This is a genomic window from Streptomyces shenzhenensis, from assembly GCF_003688995.1.
In the GTDB taxonomy this organism is placed as follows: domain Bacteria; phylum Actinomycetota; class Actinomycetes; order Streptomycetales; family Streptomycetaceae; genus Streptomyces; species Streptomyces shenzhenensis_A.
Map to the genome: position 1 here is coordinate 98977 of NZ_PENI01000002.1, position 18896 is coordinate 117872.

Consider the following 18896-nt stretch of genomic DNA (forward strand, 5'->3'; position numbering starts at 1 on the left):
GTTCACGCGGCACCGGCCCCTGCACTGCACATGCACCACTTGCACCACGTGCACAGCGCGGCATCCGTGTGGGACCGCTGCTCATCCTTTGATTGATTCATGACACTCGTGGGGGTTGTTGGTGTTCGGAAGACGGGCGCCGCGTCGACGACGCTGGCATGGACGGGCCAAGGCTGCACTGATCCTGACGATGGCGGTAGCGGTGGTCGGCGGCGGAGTGACTCCCGTTGCCTGGTCCGCGGAAGGTCCGGACGGCCTGAAGCCGTTGTGGGAGCGGAAGGTCAGCAAGACCGCGGCGGTGACCGGGCTCGGCGCCAAGGCGGCGCGTGAGAAGGCCGCTGCCGTACGGAAGAAGAACGAGACCCAGGCCGAGAACGCCAAGAGCGAGCAGAAGGCGGTGTGGCCCCGGGGTGGTGAAGGTCACCTGACCGTGGGTGCTGCGGGCAAGCCGTCCGCCGACGAGGTGGGCGGCCTGCCGCTCGTCGTAACTGCCCCGAAGGCACGGAAGTCCGCGAAGGCGCCCGCGAGTGTGCCCACCGACGGGCCGGTGCAGGTGAAGGTGCTCGGTCACCAGGCGGCAACCGCCCTGGGGATCAAGGGGGTTCTGCTGTCGGCCCAGGCATCCCAGCCCGGCACCGCTGAAGTGAGCGTGGGCTACGGGGAGTTCGCCTCGGCCTATGGTGGCGGCTGGTCGGGGCGGCTGGGGCTGGTCAGCCTGCCGGACTGTGCCCTGACCACGCCCGAGAAGGCGCAGTGCCGCACCACCACCCAGGTGGTGTCGACCAACGACATCAACGCTCGGACCGTCACCGGGACGGTCGCGTTGTCGGCCACCGCCCCCACGGTGCTGGCCCTTGCCGCAACCACGCCGGGTGAGTCGGCGTCCGGTTCGGGTAACTACGCGGCCACCCAGCTGTCGCCGTCGGCCACGTGGGAGGCGGGCGGCTCGTCGGGTGCGTTCACCTGGTCGTACCCGATGACGACTCCTCCGGCTGTGGGACCCTCCCCTTCTCTGAACCTCAGCTACGACTCAGGTTCAGTCGACGGGAAGACCGCGTCGACGAACAACCAGTCCACGCAGGTCGGTGAGGGCTTCGACCTGTCCTCGAATTCGTACATCGAGCGCACGTACGGTACGTGTGACGAGGACGGGCAGAAGGACAAGTTCGACCTGTGCTGGAAGTTCGACAACGCCAGCCTGGTCCTGAACGGCAAGGCGTCCGAGCTCGTCAAGGACGACACCACAGGCAAGTGGCGGCTGAAGAACGACGACGCCTCGACGGTGACGCTGTCGACCGGCGCGGACAACGGCGATGGCAACGGCGAGTACTGGACGGTCACCACCGGCGACGGCACCCGGTACGTTTTCGGCCTGAACAAGCTGCCCGGCGCCGGCACCGAGCGCACCAACTCGGTATGGACCGTGCCGGTGTTCGGAGACGACCCCGGGGAGCCCGGCTACGACCAGGGCACCTCGTTCGCGGACCGCGCGGTGACCCAGGCATGGCGGTGGAACCTCGACTACGTCGAGGACCTGCACGACAACGCCATGTCGTACTGGTACACCAAGGAGACCAACGCCTACGCCAAGAACGGCGCGGACACCGCCACGGCCTCCTACACCCGGGGCGGCCGCCTGGACAAGATCCTCTACGGACAGCGCGCGGACTCCCTGTTCTCCGGGGTGACCTCGGGGAAGGTCGAATTCACCTACACGGAGCGGTGCACCGCCTCCGACTGCTCGGAGCTGAAGGACTCCACCGCCCCGAACTGGCCGGATGTCCCCTTCGATGCCATCTGCGCGTCAGGAGCGGACTGTGACGCCGTTGGCCCTGGCTTCTTCACGCGTAAGCGGCTGACCCGGATCGACACCGCGGTGTGGTCGGCCACCAGCAGCGCCTACTCCCCGGTGGACACCTGGGATCTCACCCAGCAGTACCTGGACGGCGGGGACATCGGTGACACCACCGACCAGACACTGACGCTCCAGAGCATCAAGCACACCGGGAAGAACGGCACCGCGGTCAGCCTCAAACCCGTGAGCTTCACCTACGACATGCGCCCCAACCGGGTGGACGGCGACCGCGACGACATCCTGCCGCTGACCAAGCCACGTATCCGCACCGTCACCTCGGAGACCGGCGCGATAACCGACGTGACCCTCTCCAGCCAGGAGTGCGTGCGCGGGAGCAGCATGCCGACGGCTGAGGACGACAACACCAAGTCCTGCTACCCGCAGTACTGGCACATCAACGGCGCCCAGGACGCTTCGATCGACTGGTTCCACAAGTACCGGGTCACGGACGTGGTCACCAGCGATCCCACCGGCCGCAGTGCGACCCTGGAGAGCCACTACGCCTACTCCGGCCCGGCCTGGCACTACAACGACTCCCCGTTCACGCCCGTCGACGAGCGCACCTGGTCCCTCTGGCGCGGCTACCGCACCGTCACCGTCACTCAGGGATCAGGCGCCGATCTGTCCAAGGTGACCTCGGTGTACCTGCAAGGCATGGATGGCGACCGGCTCCTGAAGGCAGACGGCACCCTCGACCCCAGCGCCCGGCGCAGTGCGACGGTATCCGGGGTGGGCTTCACCGGACTGAACGTGGCGGATCAGAAGGACAGCGAGCCCTACGCCGGTTTCCTGCGCGAGCAGGTCACCTACAACGGGACCACCCCTGTCTCGGTCACCGTCAACGACCCCTGGTCGAAAAAGACGGCAACCCAGCACAAGTCGTACGCCGACACTGAGGCGTACTACGTCCGCACCGGCAAGACGACGGCGTACACGTACCTGACCACCTCCAAGACATGGCGGGCCGCGTCCACCAGCACCACCTACGACGACTACGGAATGGCCGTCAAGGTCGACAGTACGGGCGACACGGCCAAGTCCGGGGACGAGACCTGCACCCGCACCTGGTACGCCCGTAACGACAGCCTGGGTATCAACTCCCTCACCTCCCGCACCCGTACGGTGGGCCGGGCGTGCTCGGTCGCTGAGGGTGATCTCTCGTTGCCGACGGGTGCGGCTTCTGCGGGTGATGTCGCCTTTGACATCGGGGTTGTCTACGACACCGCGAATGCCACCGGTTGGAGCGCGTCGCAGTCTCCGACCAAGGGCGAGGCGACCTGGACCGGCCGCGCCTCCGCCTACCCGACCAGTGTGTCCGGCAGCGAACGGAATCCGACATCCTGGCAGAGGGTCACCAAATCCACGTATGACACGCTCGGCCGCCCCCTGGACAAGATAGACGCGGACGACAACACGACCACAACGACCTACACCCCGCCGGACACCGGCCCGGTCACTCGGATTCAGACCAAGGACCCGAAGTACAGCACCTACACGTACTTCGACCCGGCGCGCGGCCAGCCCACGAAGGTATTCGACCCGAACAACCGGCTCACCCAGACGGCCTACGACGCGCTCGGCCGGACGACCTCAGTGTGGCTGCCCAACCGCATCCCCTCTTCCCAGAGCGCGAACTATGTGTTCGACTATTCCGTCTCCAACACCGCCCCCTCCTGGACCTCCACAGGCACCCTGAAGCCGGACGGTAAGACGTACGCCACCTCCTACGCGATCTATGACTCGCTGCTGCGCCCCGTGCAGACGCAGTCGCCGGGTGCGACCAGCGGTCGGATCCTGACCGACACCCGCTACGACAGCCGGGGCCTCGCGTACGAGTCCTATGCCGACATCTTCGACACCGCCGACCCCTCAGGCACCTACACCCAGGTTGAGTACGGCGAAGCACCCAGCCTGACCAAGACCGGCTACGACGCGGCCGGCCGTCCGACGACCACGACGTTCCTGGTCGGCGGGGTGCAGAAGTGGCAGACCACGACCACCTACACCGGTGACTCCACCGCTACCACCGGGCTCACCGGCGGTTCGGCCGCCCGCACCATCACCGACGCCCTCGGCCGGACCACCGAGACCCGCCAGTACGCGAGCACCTCGCCCGCGGACACCGAGTACGGCGGCACTGTCGGCGCGGACTACGCCCGCACCCGCTTCACCTACACCCCCGACGGCAAGCAGAAGACCGTCACCGGTCCTGACGGTGCCGTGTGGTCGTACACCTACGACCTCTATAGCCGCCAGGTCGCAGAGAGCGACCCGGACAAGGGCGACACAACTACCGGCTACACGGCACTCGACCAGGTGTCCTGGACCAAGGCATCCACCGGGCAGGCGGTGATCTCCGCCTACGACGAGCTCGGCAGAGTCACCGACACCTGGAAGGCCGCCGTCAACGCGGACCTGACCGATGCCGCCGTGCTCGCCGCGCAGAAGACGGATGCCAACAAACTCACCCACCTCGCCTATGACACCGCCACCGGAGGCAAGGGCCAACCGGCCGCCTCCACACGGTATGTGGGCGGTGTCGCGGGTGATGCCTACACCAACTCCGTCACGGAATACGACAGCCTTTACCAGATCACCGGATCAAAACTCACCCTGCCGTCCGACGACCCGTTGGTGACGGCCGGCGCCCTCGCCTCCAACACACTGGTTTTCTCCGCGTACTACAACATCGACGGAACCCTGCAGTACACCAATGAACCCGCAGCCGGCGGGCTGGCCGCCGAAACCATGCGCTACGGGTACTCCGACCGGAGTCTGCCCATCACCCTCACCGGCGGCAGCAAGGGCATCGTCCTCAACACCACCTACACCGACCTGGCCCAGGTCTCCACGATGCAGCTCGGCGTCTCCGAAGCGACCGGCACCAACAAGATAGACATCGCCAACGGCTACGAGGACGGCACCCACCGGCTCCTGAAGACCCAGGTCCACGCTCAGTCCCACGCCTACGACGCACTGAACCTGCACTACACCTACGACATCGCCGGCAACGTCACCAAGATCTCCGACACCACCACCCTCGCAGGCACCGGCAAAGCCGACACCCAGTGCTTCGCCTACGACGGCTACCAGCGTCTGACCGAGGCATGGACACCGGCCGACGCCGACTGCACGCCCGACCACCGCACGACCGCCAACCTCGGCGGCGCCGCCCCGTACTGGACTTCGTACGCGTACAACACCGGCGGCCAGCGCACGAACGAAACACAGCACGGCATCGGCATCCGCCAAGGCCAGGACACACAGCGCACCTACACGTACCCCCCGTCCGGCGCCGCCCAGCCCCACACACTGGCCAGCGTGTCCACCACGGATGACGGCACACGCAGCGAAGCGCTCACCTACGACGACGCCGGCAATACCACCAAGCGCACCACCACGACAACCCCCCAGTACTTCCGCGCCGGCTGGAAGCTCACCTCCGGTAAAGAAGTCCGCACCCAGCGCGCCCGCCTGGTCATGCGTGAAGACGGCGATCTCGCCCTCTACAACAGGGACACCGGCGAGCAGGTCTGGCACACCGATACCGCAGGCCACAGCGGAGCCTGGGCCACCATGCAGGACGACGGCAACTTCGTCGTCTACGACGCCAACCGCAACGCCCTGTGGTCCAGCAAGACTTACAAGGGCGCCGGCTCCGGCTACTTCGCCACTTTGCAGGACACCGGCGTCTTCACCATCTACGACGCCGACTGGAACCTGAAGTGGGATGCCGACACCTGGATCGGCTCCGCACCCATCACCTCCGGCATCCAGGAATACACCTGGGACAGCGAAGGCAAGATCGCTTCCACCAACGCACAGGGCAGCCAGACCACCTACCTCTACGACGCAGGCGGCAACCTGCTGATCCGCCGCGGCGCCGCAGCCGACGGAGAGACCGTCCTCTACCTCGGAGCCACGGAGGTCCACCTCAAGGCCGGGAAGAAGTGGGCCAACCGCTACTACACCTACGTCGGCACCACCATCGCCCTGCGCAGCAACGAGTCCGGCACCGAGAAGATCACCTACCTGGCCGGTGACCAGCATGGCACCAGCACCACCGCCATCACGTCCGACACCCAGGCCCTGACCAAGCGCTACCTGAACCCCTTCGGCGAAGACAGAGGAGACACACCCCTCTACGGCCCCTGGCCCGATGACAAGGGATTCCTCGGCAAAACCCGGGACACCACCACCGGACTCACCCACATCGGTGCCCGCGAATACGATTCAGCCATCGGCCAGTTCATCAGCGTCGACCCGATCCTGGACACCGCCGACCCGCAAAGCCTCAACGGCTACGCCTACGCCGACAACAACCCCGTCACCAACAGCGACCCCACCGGCATGTGGCTCGACGACGGCACCGGCCGCAGCGAACCCAACCCCAAAGACCGTTCCGGAAAGCACCGCAGCAACGTCGGAGTCCCCCGCGGTGGTACCGGAGCTGGCGGCTGCTACTACCACTGCCCCAGTAACAGCGGCGCTACAGGTGACGATGGTGGGACGGCGCACAGCGGCACGACAACCGAAACGACGACGGCCGCAGAGCAGTATCGGTGTGGCGCGTTGGGCTGCCAGGCGGTCAACAACCTCGGGAATTGGTGCCAGCACAATGAGATCTACTGCAAGGTGATCTCTTATGGTCCGGCACTAGAGCAGGCGTCTCGGCAAGCCTGGGAGGTAGAAAAAGACCTTCTCGGTATAGGTGGCTTTGAGGATTGCAAGAACGGCAACCTCGATGCCTGCTTGGATCTCTCCCAAGATGCCGTCTTCCGATCGAAATTCCGACTCCTTGAAAAAGTACTTGGCGGGGCAGCGGGCCGCCTTCGAAAGGGACCGGACTGCAAGTGCTTCCTGGCCGGCACTGATGTGCTCATGGCCGACCGGACGACGAAGAACATCGAGGACGTCAAGGCTGGCGACAAGGTACTGGCCACCGACCCGGAAACCGGTAAGACGGCGCCTCGGAAGGTGACCCGCCTTATCGTCACCGACAGTGACAAGTACTTCAACAAACTGTCTATCGCCACCGAAGACGGGATCCAGCAGCTCACAGCGACGCACGAACACCCTCTCTGGTCGCCGTCCGAACGCGAGTGGGTCGAAGCCGGTGCGCTCACCTCCGGAATGACCTTGCTCACCGACGACGGCGCCACCGTAACGGTCACCGCCAACCGTCCCTTCACCAAGCACGCCCGCACCTACAACCTCACCGTCGACGACCTCCACACGTACTATGTGCTGGCGGGGGCTACGCCCGTACTCGTTCACAACAGTAATGGGTGCCCGACTATTGCTGACAGTCACATCATGAATAACCACACACCTGAGGGGATGTTCTCAAGTGACCGTTCCAAGACGGAATGGCTGCCTGAGACCACGCAGGCGTCACGGTCGGCTCTCATCAACGATGTGCTGAAGCGTGGTCGGCTAGTAAAGGACACGCAGAACCGCGATGGGATCGTCAAGGAGTTCACGTATGAAGAGCCGGTCGGGTACGCGCGAGATCGTGGTAGGACGCCGCTCCACACGCTGCGCGTCTACTACGACCCTGACCTCAATCATGTACGTAACGCTTTCCCTGTGAGATGAGTTCCTGTGAAGATCTCCTTTTCGCCAAGTCCCGACTATGCCGATCACGGGCGAGAGTGCACACAGGGGGACGATCTGGCTGATGTATCCAGGGCCGATCTGAGGTGGTACTACTTCCTTGGACGTCTTTGGATCTCCCGATACGACATCGAGATTGGACCCCCATGGGGTTGGGTTCCACTGTTCGACGCGATGTATTGCGTGCAGCAGGTGATGGTCTTCGCCCAGGGGGGAAATGCGCTTGGGAAGATTGACTTCACCGAGAATGACGAATTCATCAGCTTCGAGCTGGACAGGAGCGGCCTCCGTATAGTTCCGACCTATCTCGAATCGGAACTGCACTGCCCCGTTGACGAATTCGTGACAGCTGGCGCCAATTTCATTCATGAGGAGTTGCGACGGGTGGTGGCGGAATATCCGTCACTCGCTCGCAATCAGCATGCACGCGCGCTGGCGCTGGGTGTGGGTCTGGAGATTCCTGAGGCGTAGCGGATTTCCCTTACGTGACGCAAATTTGAAGCCCCGTCAGGCGTGGGGTGTCCTGACGGGGCTTCTGCGCGGGGTGACGGCAGTAGCTGACGACAACGTCAACGGCCAAGGGCGGCTAAGGATGGCGGTTCGTCGCCGTCGGAGCGTGCCGTCTCGGTGGTCTCCGGTCTGCCGGGCGTGGTGCTGAGGGTGTCGCATGGAGTCTCGCTGGAGGCGGAGTCGGACGTGGACGTAGGCGCCGGCGGTCACGCCGATGTGGGCGTGACCCGGCAGCTCCTTGATCACGACGACGTCCACGCCCTGGTTCAGGAGGAGGGTGGTGGTCGACCGACGTGCCGAGGCCGGTTAACCGGTTCGCGGGTGTTCGGGCGGGCACGGAGCGCATGTCCTTCTGCAGTTGGGTGCGCGCCCGCCGCACCGGGGACACCTGGCACGCCATGGCCTGCCGCCACCTCGGCGCACTGTCCCCGCCCCCAGCCGCAGTCGGGCGCTCCCCGGTCACGGGAGCCGTGTCCCGTGGCGGTGCGGCCGCCCCCGTGAAGGACGCGGCAGGGTACGGCTCCGGCAGAGGGTCTTGTGCGGACCCGGACGGGGCAAATGTCCTGCCTGCCGGCCGGTGCGGCACGCTGGTCTGACGAGGTGTCAGGAGGCTTCACAAGTGTCGTGGGCTCGGCTATACAGGGGGCGCCGGACTGGAACGCGTTCTAGATCGGCCCGTGACGACCTCGGTGCGGCCGACGGTGCGGACGGCCGCGCCGGGGTCTTGCAGCCGCGGTGAGCCGCGGTGCCCCGCCCGCCCGGCCGCCCTCGCCGGCCGCCGCCCGTGTCAGGAGCCGTATGCCCATCGACGCAGCCAAGGCCCTCGCCGCCGAACCCCGCTCCCGGGAGATCACCTGGGACCACAAGGACGTCCAGCTCTACCACCTCGGCATCGGCGCCGGCCGGCCCGCCACCGACCCCGACGAGCTGCGCTACACCCTGGAGTCCCGGCTGCACGTCCTGCCCAGCTTCGCCACCGTCGCGGGCAGCGGCGCACCCGGCGTGATCAGCGGCCTGTCCATGCCCGGCATCGAGGCCGACCTCGCCCGCGTCCTGCACGGCGGCCAGTCCCTCACCCTGCACCGGCCCATCCCGGCCGCGGGCACCGCCACCGCCACCGGCCGGATCGCCGCCGTGTACGACAAGGTCAAGGCCGCCGTCCTCGTCCTGCGTACCGAAGTCGCCGACACCGACGGCCCGTTGTGGACCAGCGACGCGCAGATCTTCGTACGCGGCGAGGGCGGCTGGGGCGGCGACCGCGGCCCCTCAGGCACCCTCGAACCACCCACCGGCGAGCCCGACCGGACCGTCGAGCGTGCCGTCCGCGAGGACCAGGCCCTGCTCTACCGGCTCTCCGGCGACTGGAACCCGCTGCACGCCGACCCCGAGTTCGCCAAGCTGGCCGGGTTCGACCGGCCCATCCTGCACGGGCTGTGCACCTACGGCATCACGCTCAAGGCCGTCGTCGACACCCTGCTCGACGGCGATGTGACCCGGGTCCGCGGCTACACCACGCGCTTCGCCGGAGTGGTGTACCCCGGTGAGACGCTGCGCATCCGCATGTGGCGGCAGCCCGGCGCGGTCCGGGTCGCCGTGAGCGCCTGCCGAGAGCGGGGCACGGACGGCACCCCCGTCCTCACCGACACCCCCGTCCTCACCGACACGATCGTCGAACACACCTGAGAACACACCTGAGAACACACCGGAGTCAGACCGCTGTTGAGGGGAGCCGCACCATGCGCGCAGCCGTACTGCACGAGATCGGTCAGGACAAGCTGGAGGTCCTCGACGGCGTCGAGGCGGCGGGCTTTGGCCCCGGCAAGGTGAGGGTGCGGGTACGCGCCACGGGGCTGTGCCACTCCGACCTGTCCGCCATGGGCGGGGTGCTGCCGCAGCCCGCACCGTTCGTGCCCGGTCACGAGGGCGCGGGCGAGATCCTCGAGGTCGGCGAGCACGTCACCGCGCTGAAGCCCGGCGACCGGGTGGTGATCTGCTGGCTGCCCGCCTGCGGTGCCTGCCCCGCCTGCGGGCGCGGCCAGAGCGAACTGTGCCTGGCCGGGTTCATGAACGCGGGCACCCCCAACTTCCGGCGCGCCGGCATGGACCTCTTCGGCTTCGCGGGCACCGGCACCTTCGCCGAGGAGGTCGTCGTCGACGCGGGCTGCGCCGTGCCGATCCCGGACGACGTGCCCTTCGACATCGCCGCGCTCATCGGCTGCGGCGTGACCACCGGCCTGGGCGCCGCCCTCAACACCGCGGACGTCGCCGCCGGTTCGTCGGTCGCCGTCATCGGCTGCGGGGGCGTCGGCATCTCGGCGGTCCAGGGCGCGCGGCTCAAGGGCGCCGCGGAGATCGTCGCCGTCGACCCGGTCGCCGCGCGCCGCGAGGCCGCGCTGCGCTTCGGCGCCACCCGGGCCGTCCCGCCCGAGGCGCTGGCCGACGCCAAGCAGCAGGTCACCGGCGGTGAGGGCTTCGACTACGTCTTCGAGGTCGTCGGCCGCTCGGCCACCGCCCGCACCGCCTACGAGAACACCCGGCGCGGCGGCACGCTCGTCGTGGTCGGCGCGGGCGCCATGGACGACTTCCTCCAACTCAACATGTTCGAGCTGTTCTTCGACGAGAAGCGGATCCTGCCCTCGATGTACGGCGGCGGCGACGTGCTGCGCTCCTATGCGCGCACCATCGCGCTGTGGCGGGCCGGCCGCGTCGACCTGGAGGGCCTGATCACCCACCGGGTGCCGCTGGCCGAGATCAACGAGGCGCTGGACCAGATGCGTACGGGGACCGCCCTGCGCACCTGCATCGAGATCTGACGGGGAGCCGTATGTCACTGCCACTCGAGGGCCGGTCCGCCATCGTCACCGGCGCCGGACGCGGACTGGGCCGGGCCGAGGCGCTGGAACTCGCCCGGCTCGGCGCGGCCGTCGTCGTCAATGACGTCGCCGTCCATGAGCATGGGCAGCCCCGGCACGGGAGTTCGGGTGCGGCCTCCGCCGGGCCCGCCGAGGAGGTCGCCGCCGAGATCCGCGCGGCCGGCGGCCGGGCGGTCGCGCACAGCGGCGACATCGCCGACTTCGGCCGGGCCCGGGAGCTGGTCGCCCTGGCGGTCGACGCGTTCGGGGGTCTGGACATCCTGGTCAACAACGCCGGCATCCTGCGGGACCGCATGGTCTTCTCCATGTCGGAGGACGAGTGGGACGCGGTGATCCGGATCCATCTCAAGGGCCACTTCAACACCACCCACTTCGCCGCCGCGCACTGGCGGGAGCGGTCCAAGGCAGCCGGGGGCCCGGTCTACGGGCGGATCGTGAACACCTCGTCGGAGGCGTTCCTGGCCGGTTCGGCGGGCCAGCCCAACTACGCGGCGGCCAAGGGCGGAATCGTCGGCCTGACCACCTCCACGGCGCTGGCCCTCGCCAAGTACGGTGTGACGGCCAACGCGATCTGCCCGCGCGCCCGTACCCGGATGACCGAGGACGTCTTCGCCGCCGTACCCGCCCCCGACGAGGGCCTCGACCCGCTGGCGCCCGAGCATGTGGCCCCGCTCGTCGGCTATCTGGCCGCGCCGGCTGCCGAACGGGTCAACGGACAGCTGTTCGTGGTGCACGGCGGCATGGTCGCGATCGTCGAACGGCCGCGCGTCCAGGCGAAGTTCGACAGCAAGCAGGACACCTTCAGCCACGCCGAACTCGACGCACTCCTCACCCCCCACTACGCGGCCCGCCCACCGGGGGAAACCTTCGCGGCGACAGAGATACTCACCCTCAAACGAGGGTGACGACAGTCAGGGGTGCCCCTATCGGTTTCGTCGGCCCGGGGGCGGGTTCGCAGTGCTGGAAGGTGCCGTTTCCGGGACGCGATTGCCGAAGCCAGGCCGGCGTAAGAGGCAAGGCGAGCGGCGCCGGGGAAGCTGGTGCCGTCTCCAACGGCGCCCCTCGGGCCCGGTGACACCACCCCAGGTCATCGACCCGACGGGCGGGACCAGCTGCGCCGGGGCCGGAGGCCCGAGGTCCCGTTGCGGAACCGCGAAGGAGACACCGGGGGCGAGCCCGGGATCGGGCGGCAAGGTGGGGGTGGGACGCGTTGAGGGGGCCGGTTCGTCGGTTGACGGGTTGGCCCCCTCTTTCTTTTTGCGGCTACCGTCAGGCCGTCGGTCCGGCCTGCTCCGGCTTGCGGTGACGGCCGCTGGGGGCCGTCTCGCCGTCCTGGACCGTGACCGGCCCCCGGTGCTTGCCGTGTCCGTCGGTCTCCTGAGAGTCGGCAGACAGCGGCTGCGTCGTGCTGGTGTCGCTCATCGGAAGAATTCACCCCGTCACTATCATCTTTCGTACAGCCGAGCGAGTGTAACCGGCCCCCCTCGGCCCTGATCCAGGTGGGCTCGCCAACCGGCACTACTTTGTTACAAGACGCCCCAGGGGAGCCTGCTGCAGGGGCACGGGACGCGGTGCGACCGGGCGCAGGGGCTCCGATTCCACCGTCTCCGGGACGGCCGCCGACACCTCGGGCGCCACCGCATCGGCGGGCGCCGCAGGCCAGTCGGGCACCGTCAGTCCGCCAGGCGCCGTCGGCACACCGGACACCGTCGGCACACCGGACACCGTCGGCCCACCGGGCACCGTCAGCCCGCCAGGCGCCGTCGGCACCGGGACGACCGAGCCGGCCGGGGAGCCAGGGGCGTGGGCGGCGTCCGGGGCGGCTGCGGTCAAGGCGTGCGGGGAGGCCGCCCGGGGGCGCACCTCACCCGCGGGCACCGCCACCCGCACCAGCCCGCACCGCACCTCCTCGGTGGCGTACGGCAGCAGCAGTACCCCGTCCCCGGTCCACCGCCCCGCCCCCGCCAACCACCCCACGGGCGCCGGGAGATGGCACACCTGCCGCTCCGCGGGCCGCCACACCGCGACCCAGCTGCCCAGCGGGCCGTCCACACGCAACGCCACCGCGCAGCGCTCCGGCGTCAGCACCTGCCCCGGCTGGATCGCGAACGGCCGCACCACGCAGTCCGGCATCCGCAGGCTCTCCGGGAACCGCACCGGCAGCGTGCTGCCCAGCACACCCCAGCCCAGCCGCTCCTGGCCCGGCGAAGGCGCGTCCGAGGCGATGAGGAGCAGCCCGCTGTCCGGATCGGCGAGCAGCAGCCGGTCGTCGCTGTCGGCGGCGATCTGCAACAGCGGCGACACCTCACCGCCCCGCCCCAGGTCCACCACGATCGCCTTGGTGTGCCCGCCCGCCTCCCGGTCCAGGGCCAGCAGCCGCCCCGTACCGTCCAGCCAGACCCCGCCCGAGCAGCGCCCCGGCACCTCGGCCAGCAGCTCGGGCCCGAAAGCGCCGCCCGCCACCAGCCACACCGCCGTGGACCGCGGGCCGGCCGCGAGGGCATAGGCGTACGCCCCGCCCGGAGCCGGCGGCAGCAGCCGCAGCCGGGTGCTCGCGTCCGCGCACTCCACCGCGCCCAGCGGCAGCTCCCCGGTGCCCGGCCCGGTCGGATACAGCAGCGAGAACACATGCCGCCCGGCCACCAGCCGGCGGATCAGGACCCGCCCGTCGCCCAGCGGTTGCACCTCGGTGCCGGGCTCCTCCGGCTGGTTGCCGGGCAGCGGCACCGCGTACGGCTCGGGGCCGTCCAGCGTCCAGCGCTCCGGAAACCAGGAGCCGTCCTTCCAGGCGAGCCGGGCGGCGTAGGCGCCGTCCGCCGTGATGGAGCAGCCCGCCTCCGGCGCGCCGTCGTCCGCGCCGGCCGCCGAAAGTTCGATCGCACACGCTGTCATCGTTCGGTCACCTCCGGCGACGAACGTAGTTTTCGTCCGCACAGGCGTGGCACCGACGAGCGGCCTCTTCACACATACGGGTGGCCGTGCAGCGGTTCCTGCGAGGAATCAGCGACGCGTGTGCTGCGCGGCTCTTCCGCGGCGCCGCCCTTCGCGTTCGGCGGCCGGTATGTACCCGCGGAACAGGCAGGTAGCCTTTCACCGTGCCCCGTCTGTCTGAAGTCATCGCCGCGCTGGAGACCCTGTGGCCCGCCGAGCGGGCCGAGTCCTGGGACGCGGTCGGCACGGTCGCGGGCGACCCCGGCCAGGACGTCCGCCGGGTCCTGTTCGCCGTCGACCCGGTGCGGGACGTCGTGGACGAGGCGGTGAAGCTCGGCGTCGACCTGCTCGTCACCCACCACCCGCTCTATCTGCGCGGTACGACGACGGTCTCGGCCGGCACCTTCAAGGGCCGGGTCGTGCACACGCTGATCAAGAACGACATCGCGCTGCACGTCGCCCACACCAACGCCGACACCGCCGACCCGGGCGTCTCCGACGCGCTCGCCGGAGCGCTGGACCTGCGGGTCGTACGCCCCCTGGTGCCGGACCCCACCGACCCGGCGGGCCGCCGCGGACTCGGCCGGGTCTGCGAACTCGACCACCCCGTCACCGTGCGCGAACTGGCCGCCCGCGCCGCCGAGCGGCTGCCCGCCACCGCGCAGGGCATCCGGGTCGCCGGCGACCCCGAGGCGGCCGTCCGCACGGTCGCGGTCAGCGGCGGCTCGGGCGACAGCCTGTTCGACCAGGTCCGGGCGGCCGGCGTGGACGCCTTCCTCACCGCCGACCTGCGCCACCACCCGGCCTCCGAAGCCGTCGCCCAGACCCCGCTCGCCCTGCTCGACGCGGCGCACTGGGCCACCGAGTGGCCCTGGTGCGAACTGGCCGCGGCCCAGCTCGACGAGATCTCCGACCGGCACGGATGGGACCTGCGCGTCCATGTCTCCACGACGGTCACCGACCCCTGGACCGCCCACGCGGCGTCCGCCACCGCCCTTCCACCGGGCGCCACAGGCGCCTCTTCTCACGCACCGGGAGCCCCCAACTGAACGCCGCGCCCGCCGACCAGATCCGACTCCTCGACGTCCAGGCCCTCGACGTCCGCCTCCAGCAGCTGGCGCACAGACGGAAGTCGCTGCCCGAGCACGCCGAGATCGACTCGCTGACCAAGGACCACACCCAGCTGCGCGATCTGCTCGTGGCCGCGCAGACCGAGGAGAGCGACTGCGCCCGCGAGCAGACCAAGGCCGAGCAGGACGTGGACCAGGTGCGCCAGCGCGCCGCCCGCGACCAGCAGCGCCTCGACTCCGGCGCGGTCACCTCCCCGAAGGACCTGGAGAACCTCCAGAAGGAGATTGCCTCCCTCGCCAAGCGGCAGGGCGACCTGGAGGACGTCGTCCTGGAGGTCATGGAGCGGCGCGAGGGCGCGCAGGAGCGGGTGGGCGAGCTGACCGAGCGGGTGGCCTCCGTACAGGCGAAGATCGACGACGCGACCGGCCGCCGGGACGCCGCGTTCGAGGAGATCGACGGCGAGGTGGCCACGGCGACCAAGGAGCGCGAGGTCATCGCCGCCGCCGTCCCCGCCGACCTGCTCAAGCTGTACGACAAGCTGCGCGAGCAGCAGGGCGGCATCGGCGCGGCCAAGCTGTACCAGCGCACCTGCCAGGGCTGCCGCCAGGAGCTGGCCATCACCGAGCTGAACGAGATCCGCCGCGCCGCGCCGGACACGGTCGTACGCTGCGAGAACTGCCGCCGCATCCTGGTGCGCACGGCCGAGTCCGGTCTGTAAGGGGCCCCGGGCGTGCGGGAGTTCATCGTCGAGGCGGACGGCGGGTCGCGCGGCAATCCGGGGCCGGCAGGCTACGGCGCCGTGCTGCTCGACGCGTCGACCGGCCGGACGCTGGTGGAGGCCGCCGAGTACATCGGCATCGCCACCAACAACGTCGCCGAGTACCGCGGGCTGGTGGCCGGGCTGCGTGCCGCGCGTGACCTCGATCCCGGCGCCGCCGTCCACGTCCGTATGGACTCCAAGCTGGTCGTCGAGCAGATGTCGGGCCGCTGGAAGATCAAGCACCCCGACCTGAAGCCGCTCGCGGCGGAGGCGGCCCGCGTGCTGCCGCCGGAGCGCGTCACCTACGAGTGGATCCCCCGGGAGCGCAACAAGCACGCCGACCGCCTGGCCAACGAGGCGATGGACGCGGGGCGCAGGGGCGAACAGTGGTCCCCGGCGGACTCGACGGCGGACCTGGACACGGCCGCCGGTGCGGTCCCGGAGCCCCAGGTCACCGACAGCCGGGCCGAGGGGGGCGCCGACGTGCGGGCGGCGCGGGTGGTGGCGACGCCGAGCGCCGGATGGGCGCCGCCGGATCTCGGCGCTCCGGCCACCTTCGTACTGCTGCGGCACGGGGAGACCCCGCTCACCCCGCAGAAGCGGTTCTCCGGGAGCGGCGGCAGCGATCCGTCGCTGTCGGACGTCGGCCGGGAGCAGGCGCAGCGGGTCGCCGCGGCCCTCGCCCGGCGCGGCACCGTGCAGGCGATCGTGTCGTCACCGCTGGCCCGGACCCGGGAGACCGCCGCGATCGTCGCCGCCGGGCTCGGCCTGGAGGTGGCCGTCGCGGACGGACTCCGCGAGACGGACTTCGGCGCCTGGGAGGGGCTCACCTTCGGCGAGGTCCACGAGCGCCATCCGGACGACCTGAACGCCTGGCTGACCGACCCCGAGGCGCGCCCGACCGGCGGCGGCGAGAGCTTCGCGGCGACCGCCGCGCGGGTCGCGGCCGCCCGCGACGAACTGGTCACCGCGTACGCGGGCCGTACCGTCCTGCTGGTCACCCACGTGACCCCGATCAAGACCTTCGTACGCCTGGCCCTGGGCGCCCCGCCCGAGTCCCTGTTCCGCATGGAACTCTCGGCGGCGTCGCTGTCGGCGGTGGCGTACTACGCGGACGGCAACGCAAGCGTACGACTGTTCAACGACACGTCCCACCTCCGGTGAGGTTGACCGGGGTGAGTTGAGGGGCCGTGGGTGTTGTCTGGCGGGGTGGGCGTGATGTCGCCGGGGTGCGTGTTGAGGGGGGGGCGCGGTCGGGCGGTGCCCTGTCGGGCTGGGCGCGGTCAGGGGTGTGACGGTCGGTCGGAGTCCCGTGCCGAGTTGAGGGTCATGCCGCCGGTCGGGCCCCGCGCCGCGGTAGGCGTCACATGGCTGCCCCGGGGCCGCGCGCCGCGTTGGGCGCCATGAGGCCGGGCCGGGGCCTTGCGCTGTGCTGGGGGGCACACGGTCGAGCCGGAGTCCCGCGCCGCGGTAGGCGTCAGAGGGCCGCCGCGGGGCCGCGCGCCGCGTCGGGGGTCACGAGGCCGAGCCGGAGGCTTGCGCTGCGTTGAGGGTTACGCGGTCGGCCCGAGCCCCGCGTCGAGGTGAGCGTCGTGCGGCCGAGCCGGAGTCCTGTCGGGGTGAACGTCATGCGGTCGGGCGGAGGTTGGCTGCTGTTCGGGCCAGGGCTTCGATGCGGGGCCAGTCCCGGGCTGCCACCGCGTCCGCCGGTACCATCCAAGTGCCGCCCACGCAGCCGACGTTGGGCAGGGACAGATACTCCGCGGCGTTCGCCGGGCCGATCCCTCCCGTGGGGCAGAAGCGGGCCTGCGGCAGCGGACCGGCCAGCGACTTCAGATACGCCGTACCGCCGGCCGCCTGCGCCGGGAAGAACTTCATCTCCCGCACCCCGCGTTCGAGCAGCGCCACCACCTCCGACGTGGTCGAGACCCCTGGCAGGAACGGCACCCCGGACCCGGCCATCGCCGCCAGCAGCGCATCCGTCCAGCCGGGGCTGACCAGGAACCGCGCCCCGGCCGCGCACGAGTCGTCCACCTGCGCGCGGTCGAGGACCGTACCCGCGCCGACCACCGCGTCCGGCACCTCGGCGGCGATGGCCCGGATCGCCGCCAGCGCCGCGGGCGTCCGCAGCGTCACCTCGATCGCGGGCAGCCCGCCCGCGACCAGCGCCCTCGCGAGCGGCACGGCGTCGGCGGCGTCCGCCAGCACGACCACGGGCAGAACGGGCGCGAGATCCAGCGGTGACGGAGGTGACGGCGGCGACAGCGGTGATATCGGCGATATCGGCGATGAGGACATGCCGCTCATCCTGCCCGCGCCGAGCATCATGCGCAAAGGCCGTTGCGCATGATGCAACGCACGCCGCCTCCCCGGCCTCAGTGCACCTCGGCGACCAGCACGTCCAGCGACCAGGCCCGGCCCGCCCGCGCGGGCGCCTGCGCCTCCACCACGTACCCGAGATCCCGCAGCGCCGTCACCAACTCACCCGGACCCTCCGGCGCGACACCGGACGACAGCAGACTCCGCACGATCCGCCCCTTCGTCGCCTTGTTGAAGTGGCTGACGACCTTCCGGGTCGGCGCGTGCAGCACCCGCACGGTCGCCGTCCGCCCCGCCACCTCGCCCTGCGGCTTCCACGCGGCGGCATACGCGGCGGAACGCAGATCGAGCACCAGCCCCTCACCGGCCACCGCGGGCAACACGTCCGCCAACGGGGTACGCCAGTGCGCGCCCAGCGCCCCGAGACCGGGCAGCCGTACCCCCATCGAGCAGCGGTACGACGGAATCCGGTCCGTCACCCGGAGCGCACCCCACAGCCCGGAGAAGACCAACAGCGACCGCGCGGCGCGCCGCTTGGCGGCCGGATCCAGGGAGGCCAGGCCGAGGGCGTCGTAGAGCACACCCGTGTAGATCTCCCCGGCGGGCCGCGCCCCGGCCGTGCGCAACCCGGCGTTCTTCGCCACCTCGCCGCGCAGGCCCTCGCTCAGCCCGAGCACCTCGCGCGCCTTGACCTCGTCGCCCGTGCACAGTTCGACCAGCTCGTCGAGGACGGCCGCACGGGCGGCGGCCAGCCCCGGCAAGGACAGCGACTCCGGCTTCAGCGGGGCGCCACGGCCGGACGCGGCCTTGCCTTCGGACGGCGGCAGCAGGACAAGCAACGCGTACTCCTTCTCTCGGCCTTCGCGCCAGCGTACGGCGTACGGCAGGCACACAGCCGACCCGGCGCGGCGCCCCGGCGGCATGGAACCGGGGCCCGAAGGTGTTGCACCCCCGTAGGCGC

Annotated in this window: 12 protein-coding genes and 1 pseudogene; 8 read left to right on the top strand and 5 right to left on the bottom strand. The window is 70.1% G+C overall.

Annotation, left to right across the window (positions count from 1 at the left end; genetic code table 11):
- The first annotated feature begins 190 nt into the window (after window positions 1–190).
- Entirely contained in the window at window positions 191–7453 is a 7263-nt protein-coding gene (locus CTZ28_RS03485) for a polymorphic toxin-type HINT domain-containing protein (RefSeq protein WP_259471458.1), read from the top strand.
- Window positions 7454–7459: 6 nt separating this feature from the next.
- Window positions 7460–7942, top strand: coding sequence for a hypothetical protein (locus CTZ28_RS47985; RefSeq protein ID WP_259471459.1), 483 nt, complete (start codon window positions 7460–7462; stop codon window positions 7940–7942).
- Between the two features lie 98 nt (window positions 7943–8040).
- Here CTZ28_RS47985 and CTZ28_RS49925 read toward each other — a convergent pair.
- Window positions 8041–8275 (bottom strand): annotated as a pseudogene (locus CTZ28_RS49925) (site-specific integrase); the annotation flags it as partial.
- Window positions 8276–8779: 504 nt separating this feature from the next.
- Between CTZ28_RS49925 and CTZ28_RS03500 the strand changes: the two are divergent.
- From CTZ28_RS03500 to CTZ28_RS03510, 3 genes are read left to right on the top strand one after another with little or no spacing between them, the layout of a single operon-like run.
- Entirely contained in the window at window positions 8780–9664 is an 885-nt protein-coding gene (locus tag CTZ28_RS03500; protein WP_121887722.1) for a MaoC/PaaZ C-terminal domain-containing protein, read from the top strand.
- Window positions 9665–9717: 53 nt separating this feature from the next.
- On the top strand, window positions 9718–10794 hold the full coding sequence (locus CTZ28_RS03505; protein ID WP_121887723.1) for a Zn-dependent alcohol dehydrogenase: 1077 nt from the start codon (window positions 9718–9720) through the stop codon (window positions 10792–10794).
- Between the two features lie 11 nt (window positions 10795–10805).
- Window positions 10806–11759, top strand: a complete 954-nt coding sequence (locus CTZ28_RS03510) for a 3-oxoacyl-ACP reductase (RefSeq protein WP_121887724.1) — start codon at window positions 10806–10808, stop codon at window positions 11757–11759.
- Window positions 11760–12123: 364 nt separating this feature from the next.
- On the opposite strand, the gene CTZ28_RS46825 is transcribed toward CTZ28_RS03510, so the two are convergent.
- Both CTZ28_RS46825 and CTZ28_RS03515 read right to left on the bottom strand, forming a co-directional pair.
- A complete protein-coding gene (locus CTZ28_RS46825; RefSeq protein ID WP_183154253.1) occupies window positions 12124–12276 on the bottom strand; it encodes a hypothetical protein in 153 nt (50 codons plus the stop codon).
- Between the two features lie 96 nt (window positions 12277–12372).
- Window positions 12373–13746, bottom strand: a complete 1374-nt coding sequence (locus CTZ28_RS03515; RefSeq protein WP_121887725.1) for a hypothetical protein — start codon at window positions 13744–13746, stop codon at window positions 12373–12375.
- Window positions 13747–13949: 203 nt separating this feature from the next.
- On the opposite strand from CTZ28_RS03515, the gene CTZ28_RS03520 reads away from it, so the two are divergent.
- From CTZ28_RS03520 to CTZ28_RS03530, 3 genes are read left to right on the top strand one after another with little or no spacing between them, the layout of a single operon-like run.
- On the top strand, window positions 13950–14834 hold the full coding sequence (locus tag CTZ28_RS03520; protein WP_121887726.1) for a Nif3-like dinuclear metal center hexameric protein: 885 nt from the start codon (window positions 13950–13952) through the stop codon (window positions 14832–14834).
- Window positions 14831–15574 (top strand): zinc ribbon domain-containing protein, encoded by a 744-nt coding sequence (locus CTZ28_RS03525; protein WP_121888087.1) that lies wholly within the window; start codon window positions 14831–14833, stop codon window positions 15572–15574. Before CTZ28_RS03520 ends, CTZ28_RS03525 begins: the two co-directional genes overlap by 4 nt.
- Window positions 15575–15586: 12 nt before the next feature.
- Window positions 15587–16780 carry a bifunctional RNase H/acid phosphatase gene (locus CTZ28_RS03530; RefSeq protein WP_121887727.1) on the top strand — a complete coding sequence of 398 codons (1194 nt, stop codon included), beginning with the start codon at window positions 15587–15589 and terminating at the stop codon, window positions 16778–16780.
- Between the two features lie 462 nt (window positions 16781–17242).
- On the opposite strand, the gene eda is transcribed toward CTZ28_RS03530, so the two are convergent.
- Window positions 17243–17914: a bifunctional 4-hydroxy-2-oxoglutarate aldolase/2-dehydro-3-deoxy-phosphogluconate aldolase gene (eda, locus tag CTZ28_RS03535; protein ID WP_121887728.1), complete on the bottom strand. Its 672-nt coding sequence runs from the start codon at window positions 17912–17914 to the stop codon at window positions 17243–17245.
- 77 nt (window positions 17915–17991) lie between these two features.
- Window positions 17992–18774 carry a peroxide stress protein YaaA gene (yaaA, locus tag CTZ28_RS03540; RefSeq protein ID WP_121887729.1) on the bottom strand — a complete coding sequence of 261 codons (783 nt, stop codon included), beginning with the start codon at window positions 18772–18774 and terminating at the stop codon, window positions 17992–17994.
- Window positions 18775–18896 lie beyond the last annotated feature (122 nt).

Coding starts and splice junctions, on each gene's coding strand:
- CTZ28_RS03485 (WP_259471458.1), top strand. CDS start 191: ATGGCGGTAGCGGTGGTCGGCGGCGGAGTGACTCCCGTTGCCTGGTCC.
- CTZ28_RS03500 (WP_121887722.1), top strand. CDS start 8,780: ATGCCCATCGACGCAGCCAAGGCCCTCGCCGCCGAACCCCGCTCCCGG.
- CTZ28_RS03505 (WP_121887723.1), top strand. CDS start 9,718: ATGCGCGCAGCCGTACTGCACGAGATCGGTCAGGACAAGCTGGAGGTC.
- CTZ28_RS03510 (WP_121887724.1), top strand. CDS start 10,806: ATGTCACTGCCACTCGAGGGCCGGTCCGCCATCGTCACCGGCGCCGGA.
- CTZ28_RS46825 (WP_183154253.1), bottom strand. CDS start 12,276: ATGAGCGACACCAGCACGACGCAGCCGCTGTCTGCCGACTCTCAGGAG.
- CTZ28_RS03515 (WP_121887725.1), bottom strand. CDS start 13,746: ATGACAGCGTGTGCGATCGAACTTTCGGCGGCCGGCGCGGACGACGGC.
- eda (WP_121887728.1), bottom strand. CDS start 17,914: ATGTCCTCATCGCCGATATCGCCGATATCACCGCTGTCGCCGCCGTCA.